The organism is Amycolatopsis sp. NPDC051371, from assembly GCF_040682155.1.
Lineage (GTDB): Bacteria > Actinomycetota > Actinomycetes > Mycobacteriales > Pseudonocardiaceae > Amycolatopsis.
The window spans coordinates 1-24,880 of the sequence record NZ_JBFBAG010000022.1 but is presented as its reverse complement, the minus strand read 5'-3'; the positions used below and the strand labels follow the sequence as shown (position 1 = coordinate 24,880).

Sequence of the window (24,880 nt, the reverse complement as noted above, 5' to 3'; positions counted from 1 at the left end):
CCCGCACGACGCCGGAGCGGATCAGGCGGAGCCGGCCGTGCCGTGACGTCGCCATCCGGGCGCCGCCCCACGTGAACGTGAAGACGCCGCGAACGAAGGGGCCGGTGGACGGTAGCCGACGTGAACGGCTTTGGCAGGAGGTGACCCGGCGAGCGGCCCGGGACGGCGCCGGGTTGCCCGCCGCGGTGTGCGCCACCGGCGCCGACGAGCTCGCCGACGGCGCCGCGATCACCCTCCGGACCGAAGGTCGCGCGCAGGAACTGCTCGCGACGAGCGGGCTCTGGGCGGCGAAGCTGGAGGAAGCGCAGTACGCGTTGGGTGAAGGGCCGGGGGTCGTGGCCTACACCAGTGGCGGGCCGGTGCTCGTCGGCGACGTCACGGCGCCGGAAGGCCGGTGGCCGATGTTCACCGACGCGGCCCGCGCGGCCGGGGTGGCCGCGGTGTTCGCCTTCCCGCTGCAGACGGGCGCGATCCGGCTGGGCACCCTGGACCTCTACCGGCGCACGACCGGCTGGCTCGCCGGGGACGCGCTGGCGGACGCGCTTCTGCTGGCCGACCTGACCACGATGCTGATCCTGCGGCAGGTCCTGGACGACGAATCGGCCGGCCGCGAGCCGGCCGACCAGTTCGGCGGGGTGTACGAGGACGTGCACATCGCGACCGGCATGATCGCGGTCCAGCTGCGCATCGATCTGCCGGAAGCCTTCGCGCGCCTGCGTGCTCACGCTTTCGGTGAGGGACGTTCACTCCTCGAGGTCTCCCGGGACGTGGTCGCCCGGCGCATCGAACTCGATCGCGGGGCGGAGTGACCGGCGCCGCCGACCACGCCGCGAGCCACGCGGCCGGGTCGTATGCTCGCGGGGTGCCAGAGACGCGCGAACAGCTAGCCGACGCGCTGGTGGAACTCACCACGCAGCTCGTCGCCGACGGGACCGACGTCGCTGCCCTCCTCCGGGTGGTGACGCGGTCGTGCGGCGAGCTGACCGGCGCGGCGGCGGCCGGCCTGCTGATGACCGACGCCCGAGGCGGTCTCGAAGTGGTCGCGGCGTCCGACGACACGACGGAGTTCCTGGAAGTGCTGCAGGTTCTGACCGGTGACGGCCCGTGCGTCGAGTGCCTCCGGACCGCCGAGATCGTCGGCGCGGCGGACCTCGGTGCCGAAGACCCGCGCTGGCCTGCCTTCGCCGAAGGCGCCGTGGCCAGCGGGTTCCGCGCGGTGCACGCGTTCCCGCTCCGGCTGCGGGGCCGGGCGGTCGGTGGCTTGAACCTCTTCCACGCGCAGGCGGGCGAGCTCACGCGCGAACAGCTGCAGGCGTGCCAGGCCTTGGCGGACCTGGCGGTCCTCGGCTTGACGGCGGAGCCCGGCGACCGCCGCGACGCCCGCTTGGTGGAGACGACACTCGTGGTGCTCAACGAGCGGGTCCGGCTCGCCCAAGCGGTGGGCATGGTGGCCGCGGCCCGCGGCTTGGACCCGGGTGCGGCCCGGGTGTTGCTGCACGCCCACGCCGATCGCAGGCGCACCACGGTCACGGCGGTCGCGGAAGCGCTCACGACGGGCAAGCTCGCACCGGGCGCACTGGCGGCCGACGCCCCGCCCCGACCTTCGACGTCACCGGCCGCCCACCGGGCGCAGAGCGGCTGAGGAGCTCGGATCCGGTCGCGGCTGGTTGCCGGTCCGTGCTGGTCGCGGGTGCGCGTCGGTTGCGGCCCGGCCGACCGCGGGTGCGGCCGTCCGCTCGGAGCGATGCCTCGATTCGCCCGATCCCGTGGTGGTCCGCTCGTTCGGGTGCGTCCCCGTCACGTACAGCTGCGGCCGACGGTGCGCAACGGCTGCTGCAGGCGGTAGTGCTCCGACCGGCTTCCCGAGCCGCGCGGCCGAGGCTCACCTCGTCGTACCTGGTCAGAGCCAGTCCGGGTCGGCACGGCACTCGGCCGCCGCGTTCGTGGCCGCGACCACGCGAGCCGCCTCGGCGTCCTCCCCGGCCCGGCCGTGGGGTGCGCGCAGGGTCTCGCGGCCCTCGTTGTCGCCCTGCGCGGCCAGGATGCCCGTGGCTTCGGCGATCGCTGCCCGGTTGCGGGCTGCCGCGAGTGTCGCTCGCGCCACGCGCTGGTAATCCGATCGGGTCATGCCGGACCTCCGTCCGTCAGGCACCACGCTAGCCCCCGCTCCGGTTACCGGGCGAGCCGCCCGCCGCGCGGGCGCCGGACCCGGCCGTCACTGTCCACACCGGACACCCAGCGCAGGGCCGGACGGGACCCGCGCCGCGTGGATCCGGTGCGAACTCGGATGAACCCGGATGCGTGGCAGACTGGCCAGCCCGTGCAGGTAGGCGTCCAGTTCCAGCGGGTTCTGTCCGCCGCCGAGCGCGAAGTAGCGCGTCCACAGCTCTTCCAGAGTCAGCTCGCAGCGTGCGAAGCAAGCGCTGAGCTGTCGTTGCTGCTGTTCCTCGGGCAGGGGGTCACGCCGGGGGCGCTCCTTCTCCGGAGGCAAGGATGCCGACGGCGGTCTGGACGGGGCTGCGGCCCTGCGCGCGGGCGAGCGACAGCAGCAGCCACTCGGACGCGGTCGGCTGGTCGATCCCTTCGCGCGCCATCAGGAATCCCCGCGCCATGGTGATGGTGTCCCGGTCCCGCAGTGTCCGGCGGAACCGCTCGCTCAAGACACTCGCCCGTTCGTGTTCGCGGGCCTGCGCCACGAGGACCGTGGCACGGGTGGCGAATTCGGCCATGGCGTGCTCGTCGGCCGGCCCGAACGCCCGCGGCGTCGTCGCGTAGATCTTGATCGCGCCGAGGCAGCCGTCGGCCGCCAGGAGCGGTGTGGTGAGCACCGAGCGTAGGCCGGAGCCGCTGACCGCGGCGCACCAGCGGGGCCACCGCCGTTCCGTGGTGACGTCGTCGACGCGCACCGGTGAACCCTTCGCCAGCACAGTCAGGCACGGCCCTTCCCGGAGGGAGTATTGGAGCGCGTCCGCCTCTCTCACCGCTGCGCTCGACGCGGCCGTCGTCGCGGGGTCGCCGTTGTGCCCGGCCAAGGTCACCCCGGCCCCGCCGCTCCCGGGATCGTCGCGTCCGCCGGCGCGACGATCAGTTCGAGCACGGCGTCGACACTCTCGCGGGAGAGCAGCAGCCCCGACATCCGCGCGGCGATCGCCGCGACCTCGCCGTCCAGCGGCAGCCCGGCCGACGCGCACCATTCCCGACGACATGCGGCCCGAGTACCCATCCGCCCGCGTTGGTGAACGCACCGACGCGGCATCCCGGCCGGCACGCGCGCGGAGCCGGCATCGCCGCTCCTTCGGCTGGGGTTGTGGTTACCCGGCCGCGGCCGGGGTAGCCGGAGATCTCGGAAGAACTCAGCGCATCGACGGAAGGAGTACCGGATGACCACGGCTCGCGACATCATGACCGCCGACGCCACCTGCGCCCGCGCGTCGGACACCGTGCAGGAGGCGGTGACCACCATGGCCAGGATGGGAGTGGGCGCACTGCCGATCTGCGGTGAGGACAACCGGCTCAAGGGCATGCTCACCGACCGTGACATCGTCGTCAAGGTACTGGCCGAGGGCAAGGACGTCCGCGCGGTGCACGTGGGGGAGCTGGCCCAGGGCGAGGCCGTGACCATCGGCGCCGACGACGACGTCGAGGAGGTCCTCCGGACGATGTCGGAACACCGCGTCCGCCGGTTGCCGGTGATCGACGGCCACGACCTCGTGGGTGTGGTCGCGCAGGCCGACGTGGCGCGGGCGTTACCCCACCCCGATGCCGGAGCGCTGGTCGAGGCGCTGTCCTTCGACTGATCGTCGCTTGACTGATCCGGCCCGCCAGGGGCGCCCGCCTGTCGTCGGGCGCCCCAGGCGGGGCCCGGGAACCCGGTGCGCCGGTCCGGATCCTCTCACGTCTTGGCGAGCAGCGGGATCCGGCCGCCGGCCAGGACCGCGTCGAGCTGGCGACGAGACAGCCGGTGGACGAGCGGATAGTCCTCGTCCCGGGTCTTGTCGTGCACGGACAGCTCGCCCGCGGCAAGTGCGTCGTGCAGGTCGTCGACGACCAGGACGTCACCGGCGGAGATCCGGTCGTAGTCGGCCGGCTCGGCGAACTCCAGGGGCAGGACGCCGAAGTTGGCCAGGTTCTGCCAGTGGATCCGGGCGAAGGAGCGCGCCAGCACCGCGCGGAGCCCGAGGTAGCGGACGGTGATGGCAGCGTGCTCGCGGGAGGAACCCTGCCCGTAGTTCGAGCCGGCGACGATGAAGTGCTCGCCGGTTTCGGCGGCGCGGCGCGGGTAGTCCTCGTCGATGCGGGTGAGGGTGAACTCGGCAAGCTTCGGGATGTTCGAGCGGTACGGCAGGGCACGGGCCCCGGCGGGGGAGATCTCGTCGGTGGAGACGTCGTCGCCGGCCTTCACCAGCACGGGTCCTTCGAGCCGATCGGGCAGCGCGTCGAAGTCGGGGAGGCCGGAGATGTTGGGCCCCTTGACCAGTTCCTCCCGCGCCGCCTCGGTTTCGGGCAGCGGCTCGAGCAGCATGCGCGTGTTCACCGCCGAGCGCTTCGGCGGCGCGAGGTCGGGATGCCGCAGGTCGTGCTCGGCGGCGAAGTCACGCGGGTCGGTCAGCACGCCGGTCAGTGCGGAGGCGGCGGCGGTTTCGGGGGAGCAGAGCCACACGGCGTCGTCGGGCGTGCCCGAGCGGCCCGGGAAGTTGCGGGGGAAGGTGCGCAGCGAGTTCTGCCCGGTCGCCGGTGCTTGTCCCATCCCGATGCAGCCGAGGCAGCCGGCCTGGTGGATCCGGGCACCCGCGGCGAGCAGCTCCGTGACGTGGCCCGCTTTGGTCAGGTCGACGAGGATCTGCCGGGAGGTGGGGTTGACGTCGAAGCTCACCGAGTCGGCCGTCTGCCGTCCCTTGACCAGCTCCGCGGCGACGGCGAAGTCGCGGAAGCCCGGGTTCGCCGAGGACCCGATGACGACCTGGCCGATCGGCGTTCCAGCGACCTCGCGCACCGGGACGACGTTGCCCGGCGAGGACGGCTTCGCGACGAGTGGCTCCAGCGCGGCGAGATCGATCTCGTCTTCGATGTCGTAAGTGGCACCTTCGTCGGCGCGCAACTCGGTGAAGTCGTCTTCACGGCCTTCCGCGCGCAGGAACACGCGAACGGCGTCATCGGCCGGGAAGACGGTCGCGGTGGCGCCGAGTTCGGCACCCATGTTGGCGATGACGTGCCGGTCCATCGCGGTGAGCCCGTCGAGGCCGGGTCCGTGGTACTCGATGACGCGGTGGACTCCGCCGCTCACCCCGTGCCGGCGCAGCATCTCCAGCACCACGTCCTTGGCGGACACCCAGTCGGGCAGCGCGCCGGTGAGCCGCACCCCCCAGATCTCGGGCATCCGCAGGCGAAGCGGTTCACCGGCGATGGCGAGCGCGACCTCCAGGCCACCGACCCCGATCGCCAGCATGCCGAGCGACCCGGCGGCGCAGGTGTGCGAGTCCGACCCGGCCAGCGTTTTGCCCGGGACGCCGAACCGCTGCATGTGGGTCGGGTGCGAGACGCCGTTGCCGGCCTTGGAGAACCAGATGCCGTAGCAGCGGCAGGCCGAGCGCAGGAACGCGTGGTCCTCGGCGTTCTTCTCGTCGGCCTGAAGGAGGTTGTGGTCGACGTACTGGACGCTCACCTCGGTCCGCGCCCGGTCGAGCCCCAGCGCCTCGAGTTCCTGCATGACCAGCGTGCCGGTGGCGTCCTGGGTCAGCGTCTGGTCGACGCGCAGGCCGATCTCCTCGCCGGCGACCGGGTCACCGTCCACGAGGTGCTCGTCGATCAGCTTGCGTGCCAGAGCGCGTGGGGCGGCCATACCGGTGGACTACCCGGCTCGTCCGGGCGGCAATCCTGCGCGGCGCTGCCGGTGGCACCCGGTGCGGACCGTCGCCCGCCAGGGTCGGCAGTCACAAGCCGGTCAGCCGGTCGTGGTCAACCAGGACCTCCCTGGATGACCATCGTAGGCGTCGGCCCGGGCGTGCCCGGGCCGACGCGGATCTCACGAAGTCGCGGTCGGTTTGCGGGACAACGCCATCGCCTGGTCCCGCCTCGGGAGCGGGCGCAGCCGATAGGTGTAGCTGTAGTCGCGATCGGCGAACAGCTTGTACGCGTCGTGCGTCTGCGCGCCCCAGCTGTCGTCGCCGCCGACGCCCATCTGCTTGTGGTTCACGCGAAGCACCACGTCCTCGCGCGGGGTGAGCTGGTAGTCGTGCAGCGCGCCGGCCGACAGGTCCTCCGGGGTGAAGTGCGACGCGTTGATCTCGAGCAGCGGCTCACCGCTCACCAGGAGCCCGGTCCCGCGCTTGGTGGTCAGCGCGACCCACCGCACGTCGGTCTTGTTGCCGTTCTCCTGCGGGCGGATGTAGCCGGTCCACTGCCCGGCCACGGTCGAGGAGTACCGGCCGACGTCGGAACCGGTGTTGCGGTCCCAGTGGTTCTCGGTGGGTCCGCGGCCGTAGTAGTCCAGGGTGTCGAACTCGCCCGGCACCACCAGGATCGTCCCGATCTCGGGGATGTAGGGCAGGGACGGCGAACCGGGGTGCAGGGTGTGGTCCACCTTGATCTCGGCGTTGCCGAAGACCGTGTACGTCGTCGTGTACGTGGAGGCGACCGAGGTCGGCAGGGTGCCGCTGACCGTCACGACCGCGGCCTTGCCGGCGAGGGTCCGCACGGTGACACCGGTGACGTGGCGCCCGGTGCCCGCGTGGCGCCAGGTCGCGTTGCGGCTCGGCTGTCCGTTGCCGACGTCGTTGTCGGTGGGAGCGCGCCAGTAGTTCGGGGCCGGCCCCGACGTCACGAGCGTGGTGCCGTGGGCTTCGTACGATGTGATGAGCCCGGTGTCCTTGGCGATGGACACGGTGAAGTCCTTGCCGGTGACCACGACGGCCTCGTCGGTGTCGTGCACGGCGACGGCGGGCACCTGGGCCAGCGGCACCGGCCGGACCGCGGGGCTGCCGAAGTCGACCGGCAGCTGCTGGCTCGCCACCTCGAAGCCGCGCTCGGCCCAGGGCATCGGTGTCCGGGTGGTGAACGCCAGGCGCAGGAAGTACTCGGTGCCCGGCGCCGGGCTGCCGGGCCGGCGGACGGGCAGGGTGATCGTCCGGCTCGACCGGGGTGGCACGGCCAGCTGCGCGGGGGTGAGCCGGCCGCGTTGCACCACTTCGCCGTCGGCCACGAGTTCCCAAGCGCCGTCGTACGCGCTGACGTCGGTGAAGAGGTTCTCGTTGGTGATCGTCACCCGGCCCGCGGTGATGTCCGCGCCCGCGCTGACGATGATCGGCTGGTAGACGTGCTTGACCTCGGCGGCCTTCCCCGCGAGCCGCCGGTCGGCGGTGATGATGCCGTTGGCGCAGAAGTTGCCGTCGTTGGGGTTGTCGCCCCAATCGCCGCCGTAGGCCAGGAAGGTCTTCGCCGCGGGCTGCTGCTCGGTGTAGCCCGCGGTGGCCGCGTCGAACCAGAACCGGACGGCGGGGTCGCGGGCGTCGCGGCTGTCCGCCGCCAGTTCCGCGGCGCTCAGCGCCCGCGCGTACACGCGGCCGATGCGGATGGTCCCGCCGAACACGCGCTCGGTGTTCTCGGCGTCGGTGCCGAGGGCGAGCTGGACGGCGGTGCTGTCGGGCACGTGGTCGGTGGTCGCCGAGGCGACGGCTTCGCCGTCCAGGTAGAGGGTCAGCGTGTTCGCCGCGTCGTCGAACACGCCCGCCACGTGGTGTTCCTTCCCCGTCCAGTCGGCGGGCAGCGGAGCGGTCGCGGCGATCCAGCTTCCCGCGTAGACGAAGAACTCGAGGGTGGCTTCGCTCAGCTTGAGGGAGTACTGGTGGTCGCCCTTGGCGATGATCGGCTGGTGCCCGCCGACCGCGGCGGGCGTGACCCGGGCTTCCAGGGTCAGCGAGCCGGTCAGGTCCAGACCTTCCGCCGGGGCGACGAGCGCACTGCCCGTCAGGCCGTGCGAGCGATCGAACTTCGCGGCGGGTGCCAGTTCCGCGGTGAGGGCGTCCGGGCCGGTTTCCGTGAGCAGCTTGCGCGGCGGGGTCGGCCAGTGCAGCCCCTGGTCCACGAAGTCCCAGATGAACCCGCCCTGAAGGACCGGGTGGGCGCGGATGACGTCCCAGTACTCCTTGAGGTTCCCGTTGGAGTTGCCCATCGCGTGGGCGTATTCGATCAGGATGTACGGCCGGGTGTCGGCGGTGTCGAGCGCGCGCTTCTCGATCGTGGCCGGTGTCGCGTACATCTCGGAGCGGACGTCGCTGACCTCGGGCCGGTCGTCGCCTTCGTACTGGACCACCCGCGTCGTGTCGTACGACCGGATCCAGTCCCGCATCGCGACGAAGTTGCTGCCCCCACCGGCCTCGTTGCCGAGCGACCAGATGACCACGCACGCGTGGTTCTTGTCGCGGTGCACCATCCGCTGCGCGCGGGAGACCACCGCGGCCGTCCAGTCCGGGTTCGAGCCGGGGTAGCGGTCGCGGACGCCGTGCGTCTCCAGGTTCGTCTCGTCCAGGACGTACAGGCCGTATTCGTCGGCCAGCTCGTACCAGCTGGGGTTGTTGGGGTAGTGGGAGGTTCGGGTGGCGTTGATGTTGAGCCGCTTCATCAGCTTCATGTCCTCGGCCAGGTCCGCGCGGGTGAGCGCGGCGCCGTGGTCGGGGTGCATCTCGTGGCGGTTCGTGCCGCGCAGCGTCACCGGCTGCCCGTTGATCCGCATCAGCCCGTCGGTGAGCGCGAACTCGCGGAAGCCGACGCGGGCCGACAGTGTCTCGATGGCCTTTCCTGCCGGATCGCGCAGGACGAGCACCGCGGTGTAGAGGTCGGGGTGCTCCGCGGACCAGAGCTTCGGCGCGCGCACGCCCTTCGCCGCGGTCACCGTGACGTCCTGCCCGGGTGCGGCCGAGCCGAGGTCGACGGTCTGGCTCAGCGGCCTCGGCCACACCGGCCGGCTCGCGGTGTCGTAGAGCTGGGTCTCGACGGTGTAGGTCCGGCCGTCCGCACCGCCGTAGTTGCGGACGTGCGCGGTGACCGCGAGGTCGGCGTTCGTGTAGCCGTCGCGCAGCCGCGTGTCGAGGCGGAAGTCGCGCAGGTGCACCGACGGCGTCGAGAACAGGTACACGGACCGGAAGATGCCGGCGAGCCGGATCATGTCCTGGTCTTCCATCCAGTCGCCGTCGGAGAAGCGGTAGACCTCGACGGCGACCTGGTTGGTTCCCGGGCGCAGGTGTTCGGTGATGTCGAATTCGCTGGGAGTGTAGGAGTCTTCGCGGTAGCCGATCAGCTGTCCGTTGACCCACACGTAGAACGCCGACTTGACGCCTTCGAAGTGCAGGAACGTCCGCCGCCCCGACCAGCCCGGTGGGACGCGGAAGGACCGCCGGTACTGGCCGACGGGGTTGAACCGCGTCGGCGCGAACGGGGGCTGGGCGTTTTCGTTCTGCCCGTTGGCGCCCCACCACGGGTAGGTGATGTTGACGTAGATCGGGAAGTCGTAGCCGTGCAGCTGCCAGTTGGCCGGGACCGGGATCGTCGGCCACCCGCGGTCGTCGACGTCTTCGCGGTGGAAGTCGGGGTCGCGAGCGTCCGGCCGGTCGGCGTGCTGGAACTTCCAGTCGCCGTCGAGGTCGAGGCGGTAGGGCGAGCGGGTGCGGTCGCAGGCCAGCGCCTCGCGGACGTCGGCGTGCGGCATCAGCGTGGCGTGCGGCGGCTCGGCGCCGACCTCGAAGATCCCGATGTTGTTGTTCCACTCGGGGAAGCCGTTGGCCGGCGCGGCCAAGCCGTTCTGCGCGGCCGCCGCCGGTGCGGCCAGTGCCGACAGGCCGGCCGGCAGGGCGAGTGCGCCGAAGACCGCGGCACCGCCCTCCAGAAACCTCCGGCGGCTGACCGCTCCCCGCTGCGCCGACCCGTCCGGCACGAACTGCGACATCGTGAACCACCCCGTTCCTCGACGGTTTACAGCGTCGCGGGTCGAGCAGGAGAGGTCAACACCAATGCCCAAAAACCAACGAAAGTCGTGTTGAGTCCTGTTTGAAAGCGGGGGATACGGATTTGCCGTCGTCGACGTCCTTGTCCACGGCGTCAAGGAGGCAGCTCACCTCATGACGCCGGCCACCCGGGTACGACGGGCACCGGGAGGGCCACCCGCGGATGGGGTAGCCCTCCCGGTGCCTGTTCAGTCCGGTCAGGCGGAGCAGGTCTTGTTGCGGTTGACGCAGTTGACGACCTGGTTCATGAGCCGCTGCGACATGACGTTGGCGAAGTCGTCGTGATCGGACAGCGGGTTGTGGTTCTCGTCCGGGAACGAGTCCACTTTGTACTGTTTCTTGACCTGGCTGTCGTGCGGGATGTCGTAGACGAGCGTGATCCGCAGTTGCGGCACCGCCTTGAAGCCCGCCGCGCACCGGCCGTTCGAGTCCGGGAACACGATGTGGGTGCGGTGGTTCGCGCTGTCGGTGTTCTTGCCGTCCCAGCAGCTGGGGAAGGTGTGGATCCGTTCGACGCTGCTGCCTTCGGGGCAGATCGGGTACTTGTCGGTCAGCCGGTTTTCGAAGCCGGTGCACGTCCACGCGGGCCGGGTGTTCTTCGTCCCGTTGACCGAGGGCTTCGCGTCGCCGGTGAGCGCCCGGAGGAACTTCGGCATCGCGGTGACCTGGCCGGCCGGGCTGCCGCGGAAGGTGATGCCGACCTTCGCCGGACGCTGGATCTCACCGTCGTTGTCAGGGAGTTCGTTGTTCTCGTCCGCTCCGGGCAGCGGCTTGACGGTCCCGCTGTCGTCCGTGCCGGTACCACCGTTGCCGACCTGCTGACCCAGGGTGCAGGGGGCGAGGGCGCCGAGGCCCTGTGGTTTGGCGGCGTTGCGGCCGATGGCGATGGCCATGCGGTCGATGGTGGCGGCGCGTTTGTCTTCGAGCGGGCCGAGGATGGCGTTCCGGACGAAGTCGGGGCCGCCCTGGCCTTGGCTGGTCGCGAGCCGGTTGTTCGCTTCCTGGAGCTGGGTGTTCAGCAGCTGGAGGTTGCGGTCGACCTCGGCCTTGGCCGAGGCCGGGACGGTGGGGAGCTTGCCGGCGACGTCCGGGCAGCTGATCTGCTGGGGTGCACCGGCCGGGGCGCCGCCGCCGTTGCTCGCGCTGTTCCCGCCCGTGCCGGCCTGTTCCTCGAGCGTGCAGGGGGCGAGGGCGCCGAGGCCCTGTGGTTTCGCGGCGCTGCGGCTGATGGCGATGGCCATGCGGTCGATGGTGGCGGCGCGTTTGTCTTCGAGCGGGCCGAGGATGGCGTTCCGGACGAAGTCCGGGCCGCCTTGGCCCTGGCTGGTGGCCAGGCGCTTGTTCGCCTCGTCGAGCTGGGTGTCGAGCAGCTCCAGGTTGCGGCCGACCTCGGCCATCGCCTGGTCGGGGACAGCGGGCAGTTTGCTCGCGATGTCCGGGCAGGTGATCAGCGGGGTTGCGGCGGCCTGGGCCGCTTGGTCGCGGTCGCCTTCGGGCGACTCGGCCGGTGGGTTCTTTTCCTCGTCTCCGGTGTCGATGCGCAACACCGGCCAGAAGTAGGCGGACTTGTCGCCGTTCTTGCACGTGGTGCCGGCGGCGTCGAGGCTCTTGTTGTTCGAGTCCGCGTTGGAGGAGAGGTTGCCGACGTAGTCGTGCAGGTGCTGCGCGCCGTTGCGGATGCCGGGCTGAGCGACGAAGTTGTCGGGATTGAAGTGCCCGTTCTCGTTGCGTCCGCAGTCCACGGTGAAGGTGCCGGTGGACGCGCCGCGGGAGTTCGCGGGTTCGGCGTTGTTCGGGGCCACCTTGAGGATGTCGATGTAGAGCGCCGGGTCGGCTTCGTCGGCGCTGGCCTTGCCGGGATCGCCGAACGTGGTCGAAACCGCCAGCGCGCCGGTGGCCAAAGCGAGCGCGATGGCGCCGGTGGCTATTTTGGTTCGGCGGGAAATGCGATGCTTTCCCGTGGTTTCGGGCATGACGTCACTCCGTTGTTCAAGGCATCGGAAGGGCCGGTGTCCACTGACCCGACTTCAGTGGATCGGGGCGGCGAGGCCGGTCGCGAACGGGGTCGATTCGGGACCGGCGCTCACCGGGGCGAAGCCCAGACCATTGTGGTCGGTGCGGTGGCGCGGATCGGCCGGCCATGGGTGGATCCGCTTCCGCCGTGGGCGAATCGAAAAACTTTCGATAGGCCTCCTTTCGAACGACCCCGTTCTTTGCTGATGAAACTGTGCCCGGTGGCGGATCTATTTTCATTCTTGGGGGCCGATCAACGATGGATGGGCACGGCGTAGATCGTGACCTGAGCGTGTCCCGATGTCCAGGGGGCGAGAGGGCGGCGAAATAGTTCGGAAATGTGTTGAACCACGGTGAACCGAGGTACGTGTAGCCGGGTGAAGCGTGGACTCTGACCGCGGGGTCAGTCCTCGGCGAAGTCGGTGGACAGCGCGCCGATCGCCCGCCGGGATGCTGTGCCGCTCCAGCCCGGGGCGCCCCGGGTCTCCGTCGAACCCGCTCCGGACGTCGTCGTCCCCTACCTGGCCGACTTCGGTCACGCCAACCAGTGGGACCCCGGCACGGAACGCCGTACCCGGGAGGATCCGGGGCCGATCCGGGTCGGTTCGTCGTGGCGAAACACCTCGAAGATCGCGGGGATCAGCACCGAGCTGACCTACACCTTGGAGCAGCTCGCCGGCGACCGCGTCGTGCTGGTGGGGCGCAACGACACCGCCACGTCGACCGAGACCATCGAGATCACCCCCAGCGGGTCCGGATCGAGCATCACCTACACCAACGAGCTGGAGTTCGAGGATGTCGCGAAGCTCGCGGCTCCGCTGGGCAAGGTGGTGTTCGAGAAGCTCGGCAACGACACCGAGCGGCAGCTGACCGAGGTACTCAACGGCCTGGAGCGCTAGGTGGTCCGGCGACGGCGGACGGTGGACACCGCGGACCGGCGCCGGGTGGCCGGTTTGCCGGCTGCACTTGCGGGGCCGGCTGTGATGGTCGGGGGCGCGGTGATCGAGGCGCTCGGTGTCGAGCACGTCCGGTCGCTGATCCCGGTCCAGCTTGGCGTAGCGAGCCTTAGTCCGGCTGAGTGACACGTTCGGGTGACGTCCACGTCGGTTCGGTGGCAAAGCCGGCGCGGGCGGGCACCCCTTTTCCTGCGGGTTCGCGCAGCGAAGGAGGTTCCCATGTCGTCCGAGGAGGAACGGCGGGCGCTCGAGCGGATCGAGGCCGACCTCGTCGCCACGGATCCCACGCTCGCCGACCGCTTCCGCCGGCCGTTCGCCACCTGGCGGTTGTTCTTCGTCCTGCTCGCGGTGACCGGGGTGTGCGCCCTGGCCGCCGGAATCCTGGCCGGCAGCGCGATCCTCACGATGGCCGGGATCGCGACGGTCGGCGTTCTCGTCGTGGAACACCTTGGGCGACGGGCCCGCACCACCCGCGGATGACCCTCAGTCCCGGGAATCCGGCAGGGGCCGCCGGGCGGACTCGCGCATGAAGAAGACGCACACGGTGCCGACCGCGCCGGCGATCATCAGGTAGCGGGCCGGCCAGTTCAGGTCGCCGGTGCCCGCCACCAGGGCGCTCATGACGGTCGCGGTGGTGCCGCCGAACAGCGACACCGAGATGGTGAACGCGATCGACAGGCCGCCGGCGCGCACGTGGGTGGGGAACAGCGCCGGCAGGGTCGAGGGCAGCACGGCCGAGAACAGCACCAGCATCAACCCCAGCACCAGCAGGCCGAAGAACGTGGCGGTGTTCCCGCCGGCGCGGATCAGCAGGATCGCGGGCAGCGAGAGCACGACGAGCCCGATGCAGCCGGTCAGCACGATCGGCTTGCGGCCGATCCGGTCCGACAGCCGGCCGATGAAGGTGATCACCAGCATCAGCACGACCAGGACGACGATCTGCAGGATCTCGGAGGCGGTCTTGCCGACGCCGGTCCGGTGCGCGGGCAGCGTCTCGGTCAGGTACGTCGGCAGGTAGCTGGTCAGCATGTAGTTCGCGATGTTCCAGGTCAGCACGAGCCCGGCGCACAGCAGCATCGCCGGCCAGTAGGTGGTGAACACCGACTTCAGCTAGGCTCCCATCGACGCGGTGCCGTGCTGCTTTTCGTCGCTTTGCAGTTCGGTGAAGGCGGGGGACTCGTCCAGCTTCTGCCGCCGGTAGAGCCCGACCGCGCCGAGCGGCAGGGCGACCAGGAACGGGATCCGCCACCCCCCGCTCACCAGGGCGTCGTCCGGCAGGGTCGCGCTGAGCATGGTGGCGATGGTGGCGCCGAACGCGTAGCCGATCAGCGTGCCGAACTCCAGCCGGCTGCCGAAGAACCCACGGCGGCGGTCGGGGGCGTACTCGGCGATGAACGTGGGTCTCGACCACGCCCGGCACCGCGCCCGCACGCTGTCGCTGGGCGACAAGCAGCGCCTCGGCCTCGCGAAGGCCCTCGTGCACCGGTGTTTCGACGAGGTGGCCGACCCGGGACCAGACGGCGTGCGCGCCGGGGCGGACGGGCGTGCTCAGCAGGGGCGCGTGGTGGTCGTCTTGCCCTCGCCGTTGAGGCCGAGCAGGGCGTGGATTTCGCCGGCCTCGATTCGCGTTCGAGCACGACGCCGATCAGGCTTCCCGGCACTCCGTCGCTCAGCTTCCCCCTAAGGAGCGCCTTGAGCGCTTCGCCGGGGCCGCGGAGTGTGTGCTGCCGCGGTCGTGGATCGTAAGGTGATCGTCAGGTCCGAAATCCCGACATTCTGAAATAATAAGGGGTTTCCCTGAAATTGTGGACCTCCTGTCGTCGGGTATTCGGCTGCTGACGGTGATCAGGTGTGTCGAATATGGATTCGCTCGTCACGTTCGAGTAACAGCATCAGCTGATTCCTTTGTGGTGCCGGAAATTCGCCCCTACGTTCGTGGCCACTCGGATCGTGAAGGGGTGCGAATGACGCACGAGGGATGGACTCGCCGCGACGTGCTGCGGCGGACGGCGCTCACCACGGCGGCCGTGCTGGGCGGTGGCGTGCTGATGTCGGCTTGTGAGAGCACGGGTGGTTCTGGCGGCCAGGATGCGTTGCAGGCGGCCAAGGACGCCAAGACGATCAGGATCGGCATCGCGAACGAGGCGCCCTACGGATTCGCCGACAGCTCGGGGAAGACGACCGGTGAGGCGCCGGAAGTGGCCCGTGCGGTGTTCAAGGCACTGGGCATCGACGGCGTCCAGGCCGGCGTGGTCCCGTTCGACCAGCTGATTCCCGCTCTCGCCGCGAAGCAGTTCGACGTGGTGGCCGCGGGCATGAACATCACCGGTAAGCGGTGCCAGGCCGCGGACTTCTCGGCGCCGGACTATTCGGCGCTCACGGCTTTGCTCGTGCCCAAGGGAAACCCGCAGGGTGTGCTGAAGCTCGAAGACGTGGCGGCGAAGAAGGTCAAGGTGGCGGTGCTCTCGGCCGCGGTCGAGAAGGGCTATCTGACCGGTGCCGGTGTGGCCGAGGACCAGATCCAGACCCTGGACACGCAGGACAACATGCTGCGCGCGGTCGCCGACGGCCGGGTGTACGCCGCCGCCCTCACCGACATCTCGCTCAAGTGGCTGGTCAAGCAGAACCCCACCGCCGCGGTCGAGGTGACGCCCGGGTTCGTGCCCTCGGACGGCGGGAAACCGGTGGTGTCGGCCGGTGGCTTCGTCTTCCGCAAGGAGGACGACACCCTGCGCACGGCGTTCGACGCCGAGCTGAAGAAGCTGCACGACAGTGGCGCGTGGGTGAAGATCGCGTCGCCGTTCGGGTTCGACGAGAGCAACCTGCCGAAGCCGGACGTGACCACCGAAAAGCTGTGCACCGCGTGATGCGAGATCGCCTTGCCTGACTCCTTCGGCACGATCCTGCCGTCGATCCTGCAGGGCCTGACGACGACGGTGTCCGCCGCGGCCGGCGGGATCGCCCTCACGATCGTGCTGGCCTTCGCCGCGGGATTGGCGGCGGTCTCCCGCACGCGGGTGCTCCGGGCGATCAGCCGGGTGTACGTCGAGGTCTTCCGGGGCACGTCCGAAGTGGTCCAGTTGTTCTGGCTCTACTTCGTGCTGCCCGCCCTGGTCGGCTTCAAGCTCGTGCCGCTGTTCGCCGGCATCCTCGTGCTGGGCCTGAACCACGGCGCCTACGGCGCGGAAATCGTCCGCGGCGCCGTGAACTCCGTCCCCCGGGCCCAGTACGAGGGCGCCGTCGCGCTGAACCTTTCGCCGGCCCAGCGGATGTGGCGGGTGTTGCTGCCCCAAGCGGTCGTCGAGATGCTGCCGCCGTTCACGAACCTGTTCATCCAGCTGCTGAAGAGCACCGCGCTGCTGTCGTTCATCTCGGCCGGCGACATCACCGAGCGCGGCGAGCTGCTCCGGCCGGTCTTCGGGCAGGACATCGTGTGGATCTACGGCACGGAGCTGGTGCTCTACCTGGTACTGGCGCTGCTGATCAAGTACGGCATGCGGGTACTCGAACACGCCGGAGCCCGCCGGCTCGGCCGCCGGATCGCGGGGGTGTGACGTGGATTGGGACTGGGACAGCGCGGCCGCGTCGGTGCCGCTGCTGCTGGACGGGCTGCTCGTCACCGTCGAACTCACCCTGCTCGGTTCGGTGCTCGCCTACGCGCTGGGCATCGTGTTCGCCCTGGTGCGCCGCGCCCGCGTCCCGGTGCTGAGCCCGGTCGTGGCCGGCGTGGTCGAGTTCATCCGGAGCACGCCGCTGCTCATCCAGGTCTTCACCCTGTACTACCTGGTCGAGCCGGCGATCGGGTTGAAACTCTCCGGGTTCGTGACCGGCGTCATCGCGCTCGGCGTGCACTACGCCTGCTACACCGCCGATGTCTACCGCGCGGGGATCGAAGCGGTCCCGGCGGGGCAGTGGGAGGCGGCGGTGGCGCTGAACCTGCCTCGGCGGCGGGTGTGGACGGGCGTGGTGCTGCCGCAGGCGATCCCGCGGGTCCTGCCCGCGCTGGGGAACTACACGATCTCGATGTTCAAGGAGGTGCCGCTGTTGCTCGCCATCGGCGTGCTCGACGTGCTCAACCGCGCCAAGGAGGTCGGGGCCGAAACCTTCCGCGTGATCGAGCCCTACACCCTCGCGGGTTTGTTGTTCCTCCTGGTGAGCCTGCCCGCATCGATCCTCGTCCGGAAGGTGGAGCGGCGTGTCGGACAGCTCTGAGATGATCCGGTTCGACGAGGTGGTCAAGCGGTTCGGTGACCACGTCGTGCTCGACGAGCTGAGCTTCCGCGTCGGGCGGGGCGAGTTCGTCTCGCTGATCGGGCCGAGCGGCTCGGGCAAGACCACGATCCTGCGGCTGCTGATGACCTTGGAGCGGGTCGACGGCGGCACGGTCCACGTCGGCGGGCAGTGCCTCAGCCACCGGGTGAAGAACGGGGGCCTCGTCCCGGCCGACGAGCGTCACTTCCGGTCGGCGCGCAAGCGCATCGGCATGGTCTTCCAGCACTTCAACCTGTTCCCGAACATGAACGTCCGGCAGAACATCGTCGAGGCGCCGATCCGGGTACTCGGACTGTCCGAAGAGGAGGCCGACGCCCGGGCGGCGCAGCTGCTGCAGCTGGTCGGGCTCGCCGACAAGATGAACGCCCACCCGGCGCGGCTCTCGGGCGGTCAGCAGCAGCGAGTGGCGATCGCCCGTGCGCTCGCGATGCGGCCGCAGGTGCTGTTGCTCGACGAGGTCACCTCGGCGCTGGACCCCGAGCTGGTCGCCGAGGTCCTGGCGGTGCTCAAGGAGATCGCCGCGAGCACCGACATCACGATCCTCTGTGTCACGCACGAGATGGAGTTCGCCCGGCACGTTTCCGACCGGGTGCTGATGTTCGACCACGGCCGGATCGTCGAGGACGCCCCGCCGGAAGAGCTGTTCACGGCACCTGCTCAGGAGCGCACGAGGACGTTCCTGAAGGCGGTGCTCGAACGCGGCTGAGGCGGATCGCAAGCTGATCGTCAGGTGCAGCGGCGCCCGTCCGCGAGAGGCTGAGGCCGCACGCGCGACGAAAGGAGCCGAGTACCGATGAGGACCCGGACCTTGCCCCGGACGAGCCACGGTGTGGCCGCGCCCAGCCTGGCGCTGGCCGTGGTGCACGCCTTGACCTTCCTGACCGGCCTGTGGCTGGCGCTTTCCCCGTCGCAGCTCGACCAAGAGCTCAGCGGCGCCGGTTTCAACGGCTACTGGAACGACGTGCTGGTCGGTACGGTCGTGCTGGTGTGCGGGGCCGCGCAGCTCGTGGCGCCGGCGACCGCGCCCGGGTGGCGTCCGGTGCTGCCGCTGGCCGGGGCGTGGCTGGTGGTGTCACCGGTCGCCCTCGGCTACAACCACGGGACCCCGGCGCCGGCCACCACCGCCGGCGATGTCGCGGCCGGCGTCGTCGTGCTGGTGCTCTGGGGGATCGGCATCGTCGTGCTGGCCCGGTCGTTGCGCGATCGGGGAGAGCGGTGACCACGACGGAGCCGGCGGTCATCGTCTCCGGGTACGACGGCAGTCGGGAGTCGCTGCGAGCCGTGTTCTGGGCAGCGGAGGAGGCCGATCGCCGGCAGGGTGCTCTCCTCGTCGCACGCGCCCTGGACTGGAGCCGGCTGGGCGGGAGTTATCCGGAGGTGACGCTCGCGCCGCTGAGCGGGGGAGCCGAACGGCTGCGCGAGGACGCTGAGGCGCAGACACGCGAGGCGGTGCGGGAGATCGGCCATGCGCACCCCGACCTCGAGGTGCGGACGGTCCTGCTCGACGACGTGCCCGGCTCGGCTTTGGCTCGCGTCGCCGCCCGGAGCGAAGCGGTGATGGTGGTGGTGGGCCCGCCGGGGACGGGCCCGCTGGGCAGGGCGGTTTTCGGGTCCACGACCGCCGGTCTCGCGAAGTCTTCCGGGCGGCCGCTCGTCGTCGTCCGAGGTGCCGAGCCGGCCGAAGGGACCGGGCGGTACCCCGTGGTCGTCGGTCTCGACCCGGCAGCCGACAATTCCGCCGCGCTGGCGTTCGCGCTGGACTTCGCCCGGCGGCACGCCGTTCCGGTGCACCTCGTCCACGCGCTGCCCGGCCGGTCCCACAAGCACGCCGGCCCGTCGGAGGCGATGGTGGCCGAGCTGGCGGAGTGGCTTTCCGCTTACCCCGAAGTGCCCTTCGAGCACGAGCTGGTCCGGGACTTCCCCGAGCGGGCGTTGCTGGACCGCGCGAGGCACGCCGCGCTGCTCGTGGTCGGCGACAGTCGCCGGAATCCGCTCAGGCGCGTGTTGTGCGGCTCGGTGAGCAGGTCCGTCCTGCACCACGCGCCGTGCCCGGTGAGCGTCGTCCGGGCCGGGGGGTAGCCGTGTTCGATTACGTAGAGGCGATCGTGATCGCCGCCCCGGTACCGGCGGTCCGGGAAACGCTGCGCAGCATCGAGGGCGAATGGCTCGGCGCCGGCGCCGAGGGCGGCGCGAACCGCCGGGCCGAGACCTCCTGCCTGCGGCCGGCGCCGGTCCTGAACCGCAGTTCGTTCGCGCGTTACCGCTGGTTGAGGCAGCCGGTGGACGTCGCCGAGAGCGTCACCTGGAGCGTGGAGCGCTACGGGTACGACAGCACGGTGGTCCGTGCCCACGTCTGGGCGGAGTTCCGTGCGGGGCTTCACGCGCGACTCATGGAGCTGGCCTTCGCCCGGCTGTTCGGCGGCGTCGCTCGCGATCGCGAGCACACCCGCTCGGCGCTGCGCTACCTGAAGCGGATGAGCGAGGGGCTGCTACGTGGATCGCGTTGACCCCCGTGGCGGAGGAGCCGCGGCTGCGGGAGGCCGCCGAACTGATGTGTCGCACGGCGGCCGTGCACCGCGTCCGGGCGGCCGGGCTGACGGTGCCCGCCGACCCGGGCGGCGAATTCCAGGTACGTCTCGAACGCGGGCCGGCGAAGGTCGCGGCCGAGCACGCGATGGCCTACCGGGAGCAACGAGGCACTGGCCGTCGCGGCCCGGGTGGGACGGCGAACTGCCGGTCGGCTCGGTGCTGTACTACGTCGGCCGACGCCGGCTGACCGACACGGAGATCGAGGCCGTCCTCCGTGCGCCGGGTCGCTGAAATCCGGCGGTCTCACTCGGCTTCGGCGGCGACGTTGCGGATGCCGCGTGGCCGGCCGGACCGGGCCCACAGCCAGTACAGCGCGGCGGCGATGAGCAGCGCCGCGGCGATCGAAACGACCGGGTCGCCGCGGGTGAGGTTCACCGCCAGGGTGAACGCCACCGCGACGGCCCCGGTGAGGTTGATCGCCAGGAACCCGAACCGGCGCTCCCGCCAGGAGAACCGCGCCATCGCGGCCAGGCCGGCGAAGAAGCTGACGAACACCGATGCGGCGTAGAAGAGCACCAGTTCCTGGTCGCGGCCACCGGCGGCCGCGGTGACCGACGCGGCTGCGGCCATGAAGACGACGACGCCCCAGTAGGGCGTGTGGTGGTTGTTCGTGCGGCCCAGCCACGACGGCAGGATGCCGGTGCTGGTGCCGTCGGCGTGGTGGTGCCGGGCCAGCGCCTTGAACAGGCCGGGCCCGGCCTGGAACGACGAGCTCGCCGCGGAGAGCAGCAGCAGCGCGGTGGTGAGCTGGAAGGCCGCGAAGACCGGGGTCGACGTCGCCGCCCGCGCCAGCTCGGCGATCTGCGTGGTGTTCTCGTGCGGGACCCCGATGCCGAGGCGGACGGCCTGCGCGGTCAGCCCGAGGGTGCTCGTGCCGACCACGCCGAGGGTCAGCCAGAGCGTCACCCGGCCGAAGCGGCGGCGACCCGGGTCGTCGAGCTGCCCGAGCTGGGCGATCGCCGAGGACGGCGCCTCGATCCCGGTGGCCAGTGCCATCGCCACCGGGAAGGCGAGCGCGACCGCGACGAGCGGGGAGTGACCGGGGTCGGGGGAGGGTGCGGCCGGCGCCGCGGCGGGCACGAAGAACGCCGACACCAGCACCGCGACGGTGAGCACGATGAACGCCACCGTCATCACGGCGAACACAGTGCGCCCCAAGTGCCCGAACCACGTGCCGCCCGCCACGCCGACGACCAGGAGCACCGCGATCAGGACCCGCCACGGGGCGAGGACCGGGAAGAACGCGATCACGGCGGAGGCACCGGCTGCCGAGCTGATCGCGATCGTCAGCACGAAGTCGACGATCAGCGCGCCGATCGGGACGAAAGCCGTCCCCTCACCGAATGCTTCCCCGGTCGCGGCGGCCGCGCCACCGCCCTGGGGGTAGCGGGCGACGAGCTGGTGGTAGTTGACGATGACGAGCACGACGATCGCGACGACGAGCGCCATCGTGGGAAGCAGGAGGGCGAGGTCGCCGCGCAACGCCCGCAACGCGGCTTCGATGGCGTAGGCGACCGAAGACACCGGGTCGGCCATCACCGCGAAGGCGAACGCGAAGAGCAAGACGGCGCGGCTGTGCGTGGCCGGCGTGCGCCGGCCCTTCAGCTGTGTCAACCGGGGTTCCTCCGTGTCAAGCCAGGCGGCTGGATCCTTGCGAAAACCCAGCGGTGTGGGCATGCCCACCCTGGGGGCCCGGCATGCGCCCCCGGTTTGCCCCGCGCGGATCTTTGCGGCATCTTTACGTGTGGAGTGCCGGGAAGTCTGGTCGGCCCTTCGCTCGGCGCGGGCGGAGGACGTGACTCGAGGACGGATTTTCGATGGCGCTCGTACTGGCGTTCGGTGTCGTCCTGCTCATCAGCGTCTCCCTCTCCGGTGTTGCCGCGCGGACGGTGCTCTCGACGGCGCTGCTGTTCCTGCTCGCCGGCGCCCTGATCGGCCAGGGCGGCTTCGGCCTGGTGACCATCGCTCCGCACGACCCGCTGGTCACGGCGCTCGCCGACATCGCGCTGTTCACGGTGCTGTTCACCGACGGGCAACGCGCGAACGTCCGTGCGTTGCGGGAGGGCTGGCGTCTGTCGGGCCGGGCATTGGGCCTGGGTATGCCGCTGACGATGATCGGGATCGCGGTCCCGGCGCACTTCCTGGTCGGGCTGGACTGGCCGACGGCCCTGCTGCTGGGCGCGATCCTCTCGCCGACCGACCCGGTGTTCGCGGCCGCGATCGTCGGCCGCGACGACGTGCCGCTGCGGCTGCGGCGGCTGCTCAACGTCGAGTCCGGGCTCAACGACGGCCTGGCGCTGCCGTTCGTGCTGATCTTTCTGGCCACCGCCGCGCACGCCGACTCCGACCTGGGGAAAGTCGGCATCGAGCTGGTGCTGGGCCTGGTACTGGGGATCGCGATCCCCGCGGTGGTCACGCTGGCGTGGCGGCTGAAGGTGCTGACCGCCGAGCCGCGGTTGCAGGCCCTCGGGCCGCTGGCCATCGCGGTGATGCTCTATGCGGCGTGCCACCTGACCCACGCGAACCCGTACCTGGCCGCCTTCGCGGCGGGGTCGACGCTGGCCACGATGGACAAGATGGCCGCCGAGCACTTCGAACCGCTCGGTGACCTGCTCTCGGAGATCACGAAGTTCGCGGCCTTGCTGGTGTTCGGCGCGCTGGTCACGCCCGAGCGGCTCGGCCACTTGAGTGTGGGCGGCTGGGTGCTCGCCGTGCTCGCGATCGTGCTGGTCCGGCCGGCTGCGATGGCGTTGTCGCTGCTGCGGACGAAGATGTCCGGCCGCGAACGCGCCGCGGCCGCGTGGTTCGGGCCCAAGGGGTTCGCCTCGGTCGTCTACGGCCTGCTCGCCCTGCAGTCGGGCATCCCCGACGCCGAGCTGGTGTTCGACCTGGTCACCGTGACGATCGCGTTGTCGATCGTGCTGCACTCCTCGACCGACGTCCCGGTGGCGAAAGCGCTGAGCTTCGAACCACCGGACAACTTGCCGACCGGCCGTCAAGGAACCGACAGGAGCACCACGTAGTGCCGCACGAAACCGGACTGCTCGCCGTAGGCTGGGCGGATGCACGCTGTGGAGATGGCCGAGGAGTACCCGGTCGTGGACCTGGACTCGGATGCGCTGGCGGCGGCGAAGCTGCTGGCCGAGCGACGGCTGCCGGGCATCGTGGTCACGGACGCCACCGGGTGCCCGCAGTCGATCCTGCCCGCGTCGGAGGTCGTGCAGTTCCTGGTGCCGCGGTACGTGCAGGACGACCCGTCGCTGGCCGGGGTGCTGGACGAGTCGATGGCCGACCGGGTCGCGGACAAGCTGAGTGGCAAGACGGTCCGGTCGCTGTTGCCGGAGAAAGCGTCGGAGCTGCCGCGGGTGCAGGGCGACGACACGATCGTGGAGGTCGCGGCGATCATGGCCCGCCTGCGGTGCCCGCTGGTCGCGGTGATGGAGGAGAAGCGGCTGCTCGGCGTGATCTCGGCGTCGCGGCTGCTGGAGCTGGCGCTGACGCACAGCTGAGGCCGGGGGCGGGGCGATGAGCACCGTCATCGCCGTGGTGGTGTTCGTCGTCGCGTACGTCTTCATCGCCACCGAGAAGATCCCGAAGATGGTCGCCGCGCTGGCCGGCGCCGGGGTGGTGCTGGCGCTCGGGGTGACCGGCGCGGAGGACGCCTTCTATTCCCACGACACGGGAATCGACTGGGACGTCGTCTTCCTGCTGCTCGGGATGATGATCATCGTCGGAGTGCTGCGTCGCACCGGCGTGTTCGAGTACATCGCCATCTGGGCGGCCAAGCGCGCCAAAGGCTCACCTCTGCGCGTGATGCTCCTGCTGTCCCTGATCACCGCGATCGCGTCGGCGTTCCTGGACAACGTCACGACGGTGCTGCTGATCGCGCCGGTCACGCTGCTGGTGTGCGACCGGCTCGACATCAAACCGACGCCGTTCCTGATCGCGGAGGTGCTGGCGTCGAACATCGGTGGCGCGGCAACGCTGATCGGTGACCCGCCGAACATCATCATCGGCAGCCGCGCGGGCCTGTCGTTCAACGACTTCCTGGTCAACATGGCGCCGATCGTCGCGATCGAACTGGTCGCGTTCACGCTCGCGCTGCGCTGGGTGTTCCGCGGGTCCTTCGCGGTGGATCCGGCGCGGGTCGCCGACGTGATGCGTCTCAACGAGCGCGAAGCGATCCGCGACCGCCGGCTGCTGATCAAGTGCGGTGCGGTGCTGCTCGGAGTGTTCGTCGGCTTCGTCGGGCACTCGGTGTTCCACATCGAGCCGTCCGTGGTGGCCCTGCTCGGTGCGGGGATCCTCGTCCTGATTTCGCGGGCCGAACCGAAGGACTACCTGGCCGGGGTCGAGTGGGAGACGCTGCTGTTCTTCGCCGGGCTGTTCATCATGATCGGCGCGCTGGTCAAGACCGGCGTGATCGGCAACCTGGCGAAGCTGGCCGCCGACGCCACCGGCGGCAACGCCTTGTTCGCGGTGATGCTGATCCTCGTGGTGTCCACGCTGCTGTCGGGAGTGATCGACAACATCCCGTACGTGGCCACCATGAGCCCGCTCGTCCTCGCGTTGACGCAGGACATCCCGGACCCGGCGCACTCGGAGGCGCTCTGGTGGTCGCTGGCCCTCGGCGCCGACTTCGGCGGCAACATGACCGCCATCGGCGCCAGCGCCAACGTCGTGATGCTCGGCATCGCGGCCCGCTCCGGCAGCCCGATCTCGTTCTGGGAGTTCACCCGCAAGGGCGCCCAGGTCACGCTGCTGACCGTGCTGATCGCCGCGCCCTACCTCTGGCTGCGCTACTTCGTGCTCGGCTGAGCGGGATCGCAAGGCAATCGTCAGGTTCGGCGGGCGGCGTGTGCGGGACAGTGGAGTCCGGCGCCGGCAGGCCGGAGTGGCCGTCGTGAGCGAGGAACGTGTCATGGGTTCGGGGGCGCGGACCCCGCGGTGCTGAAAGGCTTCAGCCTGGGCGGAAGCGGCGTCGTGACGCGGCGGGGGGGGGCCAACCGGGGGCGCGGCCCCCCGCCCCATGATAGGTGGTTGTGCACAACAACC

The 24,880-nt window shown here is 70.6% G+C and carries 23 protein-coding genes and 1 pseudogene; 16 read left to right on the top strand and 8 right to left on the bottom strand.

Features of this window, described 5'->3' with window-relative positions:
• The first annotated feature begins 140 nt into the window (after positions 1–140).
• Positions 141–809, top strand: coding sequence for an ANTAR domain-containing protein (locus tag AB0M59_RS25815; RefSeq protein WP_364619441.1), 669 nt, complete (start codon positions 141–143; stop codon positions 807–809).
• A 53-nt stretch (positions 810–862) separates the two neighbouring features.
• Positions 863–1,642: a GAF and ANTAR domain-containing protein gene (locus tag AB0M59_RS25810; RefSeq protein WP_364619438.1), complete on the top strand. Its 780-nt coding sequence runs from the start codon at positions 863–865 to the stop codon at positions 1,640–1,642.
• A 258-nt stretch (positions 1,643–1,900) separates the two neighbouring features.
• Here the strand turns inward: AB0M59_RS25810 and AB0M59_RS25805 are convergent, their stop codons facing one another.
• The 3 genes from AB0M59_RS25805 to AB0M59_RS25795 all read right to left on the bottom strand — a co-directional run bounded on the left by AB0M59_RS25805 (position 1,901) and on the right by AB0M59_RS25795 (position 3,223).
• A complete protein-coding gene (locus AB0M59_RS25805) occupies positions 1,901–2,128 on the bottom strand; it encodes a hypothetical protein (protein WP_364619435.1) in 228 nt (75 codons plus the stop codon).
• A 331-nt stretch (positions 2,129–2,459) separates the two neighbouring features.
• On the bottom strand, positions 2,460–3,038 hold the full coding sequence (locus AB0M59_RS25800) for a GAF and ANTAR domain-containing protein (protein WP_364619432.1): 579 nt from the start codon (positions 3,036–3,038) through the stop codon (positions 2,460–2,462).
• Entirely contained in the window at positions 3,035–3,223 is a 189-nt protein-coding gene (locus tag AB0M59_RS25795) for a hypothetical protein (RefSeq protein ID WP_364619430.1), read from the bottom strand. Before AB0M59_RS25795 ends, AB0M59_RS25800 begins: the two co-directional genes overlap by 4 nt.
• A 157-nt stretch (positions 3,224–3,380) precedes the next feature.
• Here AB0M59_RS25795 and AB0M59_RS25790 point away from each other — a divergent pair, with 157 nt between their 5' ends.
• On the top strand, positions 3,381–3,797 hold the full coding sequence (locus AB0M59_RS25790; RefSeq protein ID WP_364619427.1) for a CBS domain-containing protein: 417 nt from the start codon (positions 3,381–3,383) through the stop codon (positions 3,795–3,797).
• Positions 3,798–3,892: 95 nt separating this feature from the next.
• On the opposite strand, the gene AB0M59_RS25785 is transcribed toward AB0M59_RS25790, so the two are convergent.
• The 3 genes from AB0M59_RS25785 to AB0M59_RS25775 form a co-directional block, all read right to left on the bottom strand.
• Positions 3,893–5,839, bottom strand: a complete 1,947-nt coding sequence (locus AB0M59_RS25785; RefSeq protein ID WP_364619424.1) for an aconitate hydratase — start codon at positions 5,837–5,839, stop codon at positions 3,893–3,895.
• Between the two features lie 183 nt (positions 5,840–6,022).
• On the bottom strand, positions 6,023–9,937 hold the full coding sequence (locus AB0M59_RS25780; RefSeq protein WP_364619421.1) for a glycoside hydrolase family 2 TIM barrel-domain containing protein: 3,915 nt from the start codon (positions 9,935–9,937) through the stop codon (positions 6,023–6,025).
• A 255-nt stretch (positions 9,938–10,192) separates the two neighbouring features.
• Complete coding sequence (locus tag AB0M59_RS25775) at positions 10,193–11,968, bottom strand: DUF1996 domain-containing protein (protein WP_364619418.1); 1,776 nt, start codon at positions 11,966–11,968, stop codon at positions 10,193–10,195.
• A 462-nt stretch (positions 11,969–12,430) separates the two neighbouring features.
• Between AB0M59_RS25775 and AB0M59_RS25770 the strand changes: the two genes are divergently transcribed.
• On the top strand, positions 12,431–12,907 hold the full coding sequence (locus AB0M59_RS25770) for an SRPBCC family protein (RefSeq protein ID WP_364619415.1): 477 nt from the start codon (positions 12,431–12,433) through the stop codon (positions 12,905–12,907).
• 276 nt (positions 12,908–13,183) lie between these two features.
• A complete protein-coding gene (locus tag AB0M59_RS25765; protein WP_364619412.1) occupies positions 13,184–13,444 on the top strand; it encodes a DUF3040 domain-containing protein in 261 nt (86 codons plus the stop codon).
• 3 nt (positions 13,445–13,447) lie between these two features.
• On the opposite strand, the pseudogene AB0M59_RS25760 reads toward AB0M59_RS25765, so the two are convergent.
• Positions 13,448–14,395: pseudogene (locus AB0M59_RS25760) on the bottom strand (MFS transporter).
• Positions 14,396–14,928: 533 nt separating this feature from the next.
• Here AB0M59_RS25760 and ehuB point away from each other — a divergent pair.
• The 8 genes from ehuB to AB0M59_RS25720 all read left to right on the top strand — a co-directional run bounded on the left by ehuB (position 14,929) and on the right by AB0M59_RS25720 (position 20,012).
• Positions 14,929–15,831 (top strand): ectoine/hydroxyectoine ABC transporter substrate-binding protein EhuB, encoded by a 903-nt coding sequence (gene ehuB / locus AB0M59_RS25755; protein WP_364619408.1) that lies wholly within the window; start codon positions 14,929–14,931, stop codon positions 15,829–15,831.
• A gap of 12 nt (positions 15,832–15,843) precedes the next feature.
• Complete coding sequence (gene ehuC, locus AB0M59_RS25750; protein ID WP_364619405.1) at positions 15,844–16,518, top strand: ectoine/hydroxyectoine ABC transporter permease subunit EhuC; 675 nt, start codon at positions 15,844–15,846, stop codon at positions 16,516–16,518.
• A 1-nt stretch (position 16,519) separates the two neighbouring features.
• Positions 16,520–17,176: an ectoine/hydroxyectoine ABC transporter permease subunit EhuD gene (gene ehuD / locus AB0M59_RS25745; protein ID WP_364619402.1), complete on the top strand. Its 657-nt coding sequence runs from the start codon at positions 16,520–16,522 to the stop codon at positions 17,174–17,176.
• A 1-nt stretch (position 17,177) separates the two neighbouring features.
• Positions 17,178–17,942, top strand: coding sequence for an ectoine/hydroxyectoine ABC transporter ATP-binding protein EhuA (gene ehuA / locus AB0M59_RS25740; protein ID WP_364619840.1), 765 nt, complete (start codon positions 17,178–17,180; stop codon positions 17,940–17,942).
• 87 nt (positions 17,943–18,029) lie between these two features.
• Positions 18,030–18,455 carry a hypothetical protein gene (locus tag AB0M59_RS25735; protein WP_364619399.1) on the top strand — a complete coding sequence of 142 codons (426 nt, stop codon included), beginning with the start codon at positions 18,030–18,032 and terminating at the stop codon, positions 18,453–18,455.
• A complete protein-coding gene (locus tag AB0M59_RS25730) occupies positions 18,452–19,315 on the top strand; it encodes a universal stress protein (RefSeq protein WP_364619396.1) in 864 nt (287 codons plus the stop codon). Before AB0M59_RS25735 ends, AB0M59_RS25730 begins: the two co-directional genes overlap by 4 nt.
• A 2-nt stretch (positions 19,316–19,317) precedes the next feature.
• Positions 19,318–19,743 (top strand): hypothetical protein, encoded by a 426-nt coding sequence (locus AB0M59_RS25725; protein ID WP_364619394.1) that lies wholly within the window; start codon positions 19,318–19,320, stop codon positions 19,741–19,743.
• On the top strand, positions 19,740–20,012 hold the full coding sequence (locus AB0M59_RS25720) for a hypothetical protein (RefSeq protein WP_364619391.1): 273 nt from the start codon (positions 19,740–19,742) through the stop codon (positions 20,010–20,012). The genes AB0M59_RS25725 and AB0M59_RS25720 overlap by 4 nt, the downstream gene beginning before the upstream one ends.
• Positions 20,013–20,068: 56 nt before the next feature.
• On the opposite strand, the gene AB0M59_RS25715 is transcribed toward AB0M59_RS25720, so the two are convergent.
• Positions 20,069–21,439: an amino acid permease gene (locus AB0M59_RS25715; RefSeq protein ID WP_364619388.1), complete on the bottom strand. Its 1,371-nt coding sequence runs from the start codon at positions 21,437–21,439 to the stop codon at positions 20,069–20,071.
• A 203-nt stretch (positions 21,440–21,642) separates the two neighbouring features.
• On the opposite strand from AB0M59_RS25715, the gene AB0M59_RS25710 reads away from it, so the two are divergent.
• The 3 genes from AB0M59_RS25710 to AB0M59_RS25700 are packed head-to-tail and all read left to right on the top strand — an operon-like array spanning position 21,643 to position 24,643.
• A complete protein-coding gene (locus AB0M59_RS25710) occupies positions 21,643–22,848 on the top strand; it encodes a cation:proton antiporter (protein WP_364619385.1) in 1,206 nt (401 codons plus the stop codon).
• Positions 22,849–22,887: 39 nt separating this feature from the next.
• Positions 22,888–23,334 carry a CBS domain-containing protein gene (locus tag AB0M59_RS25705; RefSeq protein ID WP_364619382.1) on the top strand — a complete coding sequence of 149 codons (447 nt, stop codon included), beginning with the start codon at positions 22,888–22,890 and terminating at the stop codon, positions 23,332–23,334.
• A 16-nt stretch (positions 23,335–23,350) separates the two neighbouring features.
• The gene (locus tag AB0M59_RS25700) at positions 23,351–24,643 is read left to right on the top strand and encodes an ArsB/NhaD family transporter (RefSeq protein ID WP_364619379.1); all 1,293 of its coding nucleotides are present in this window, start codon (positions 23,351–23,353) and stop codon (positions 24,641–24,643) included.
• Positions 24,644–24,880: the final 237 nt, after the last annotated feature.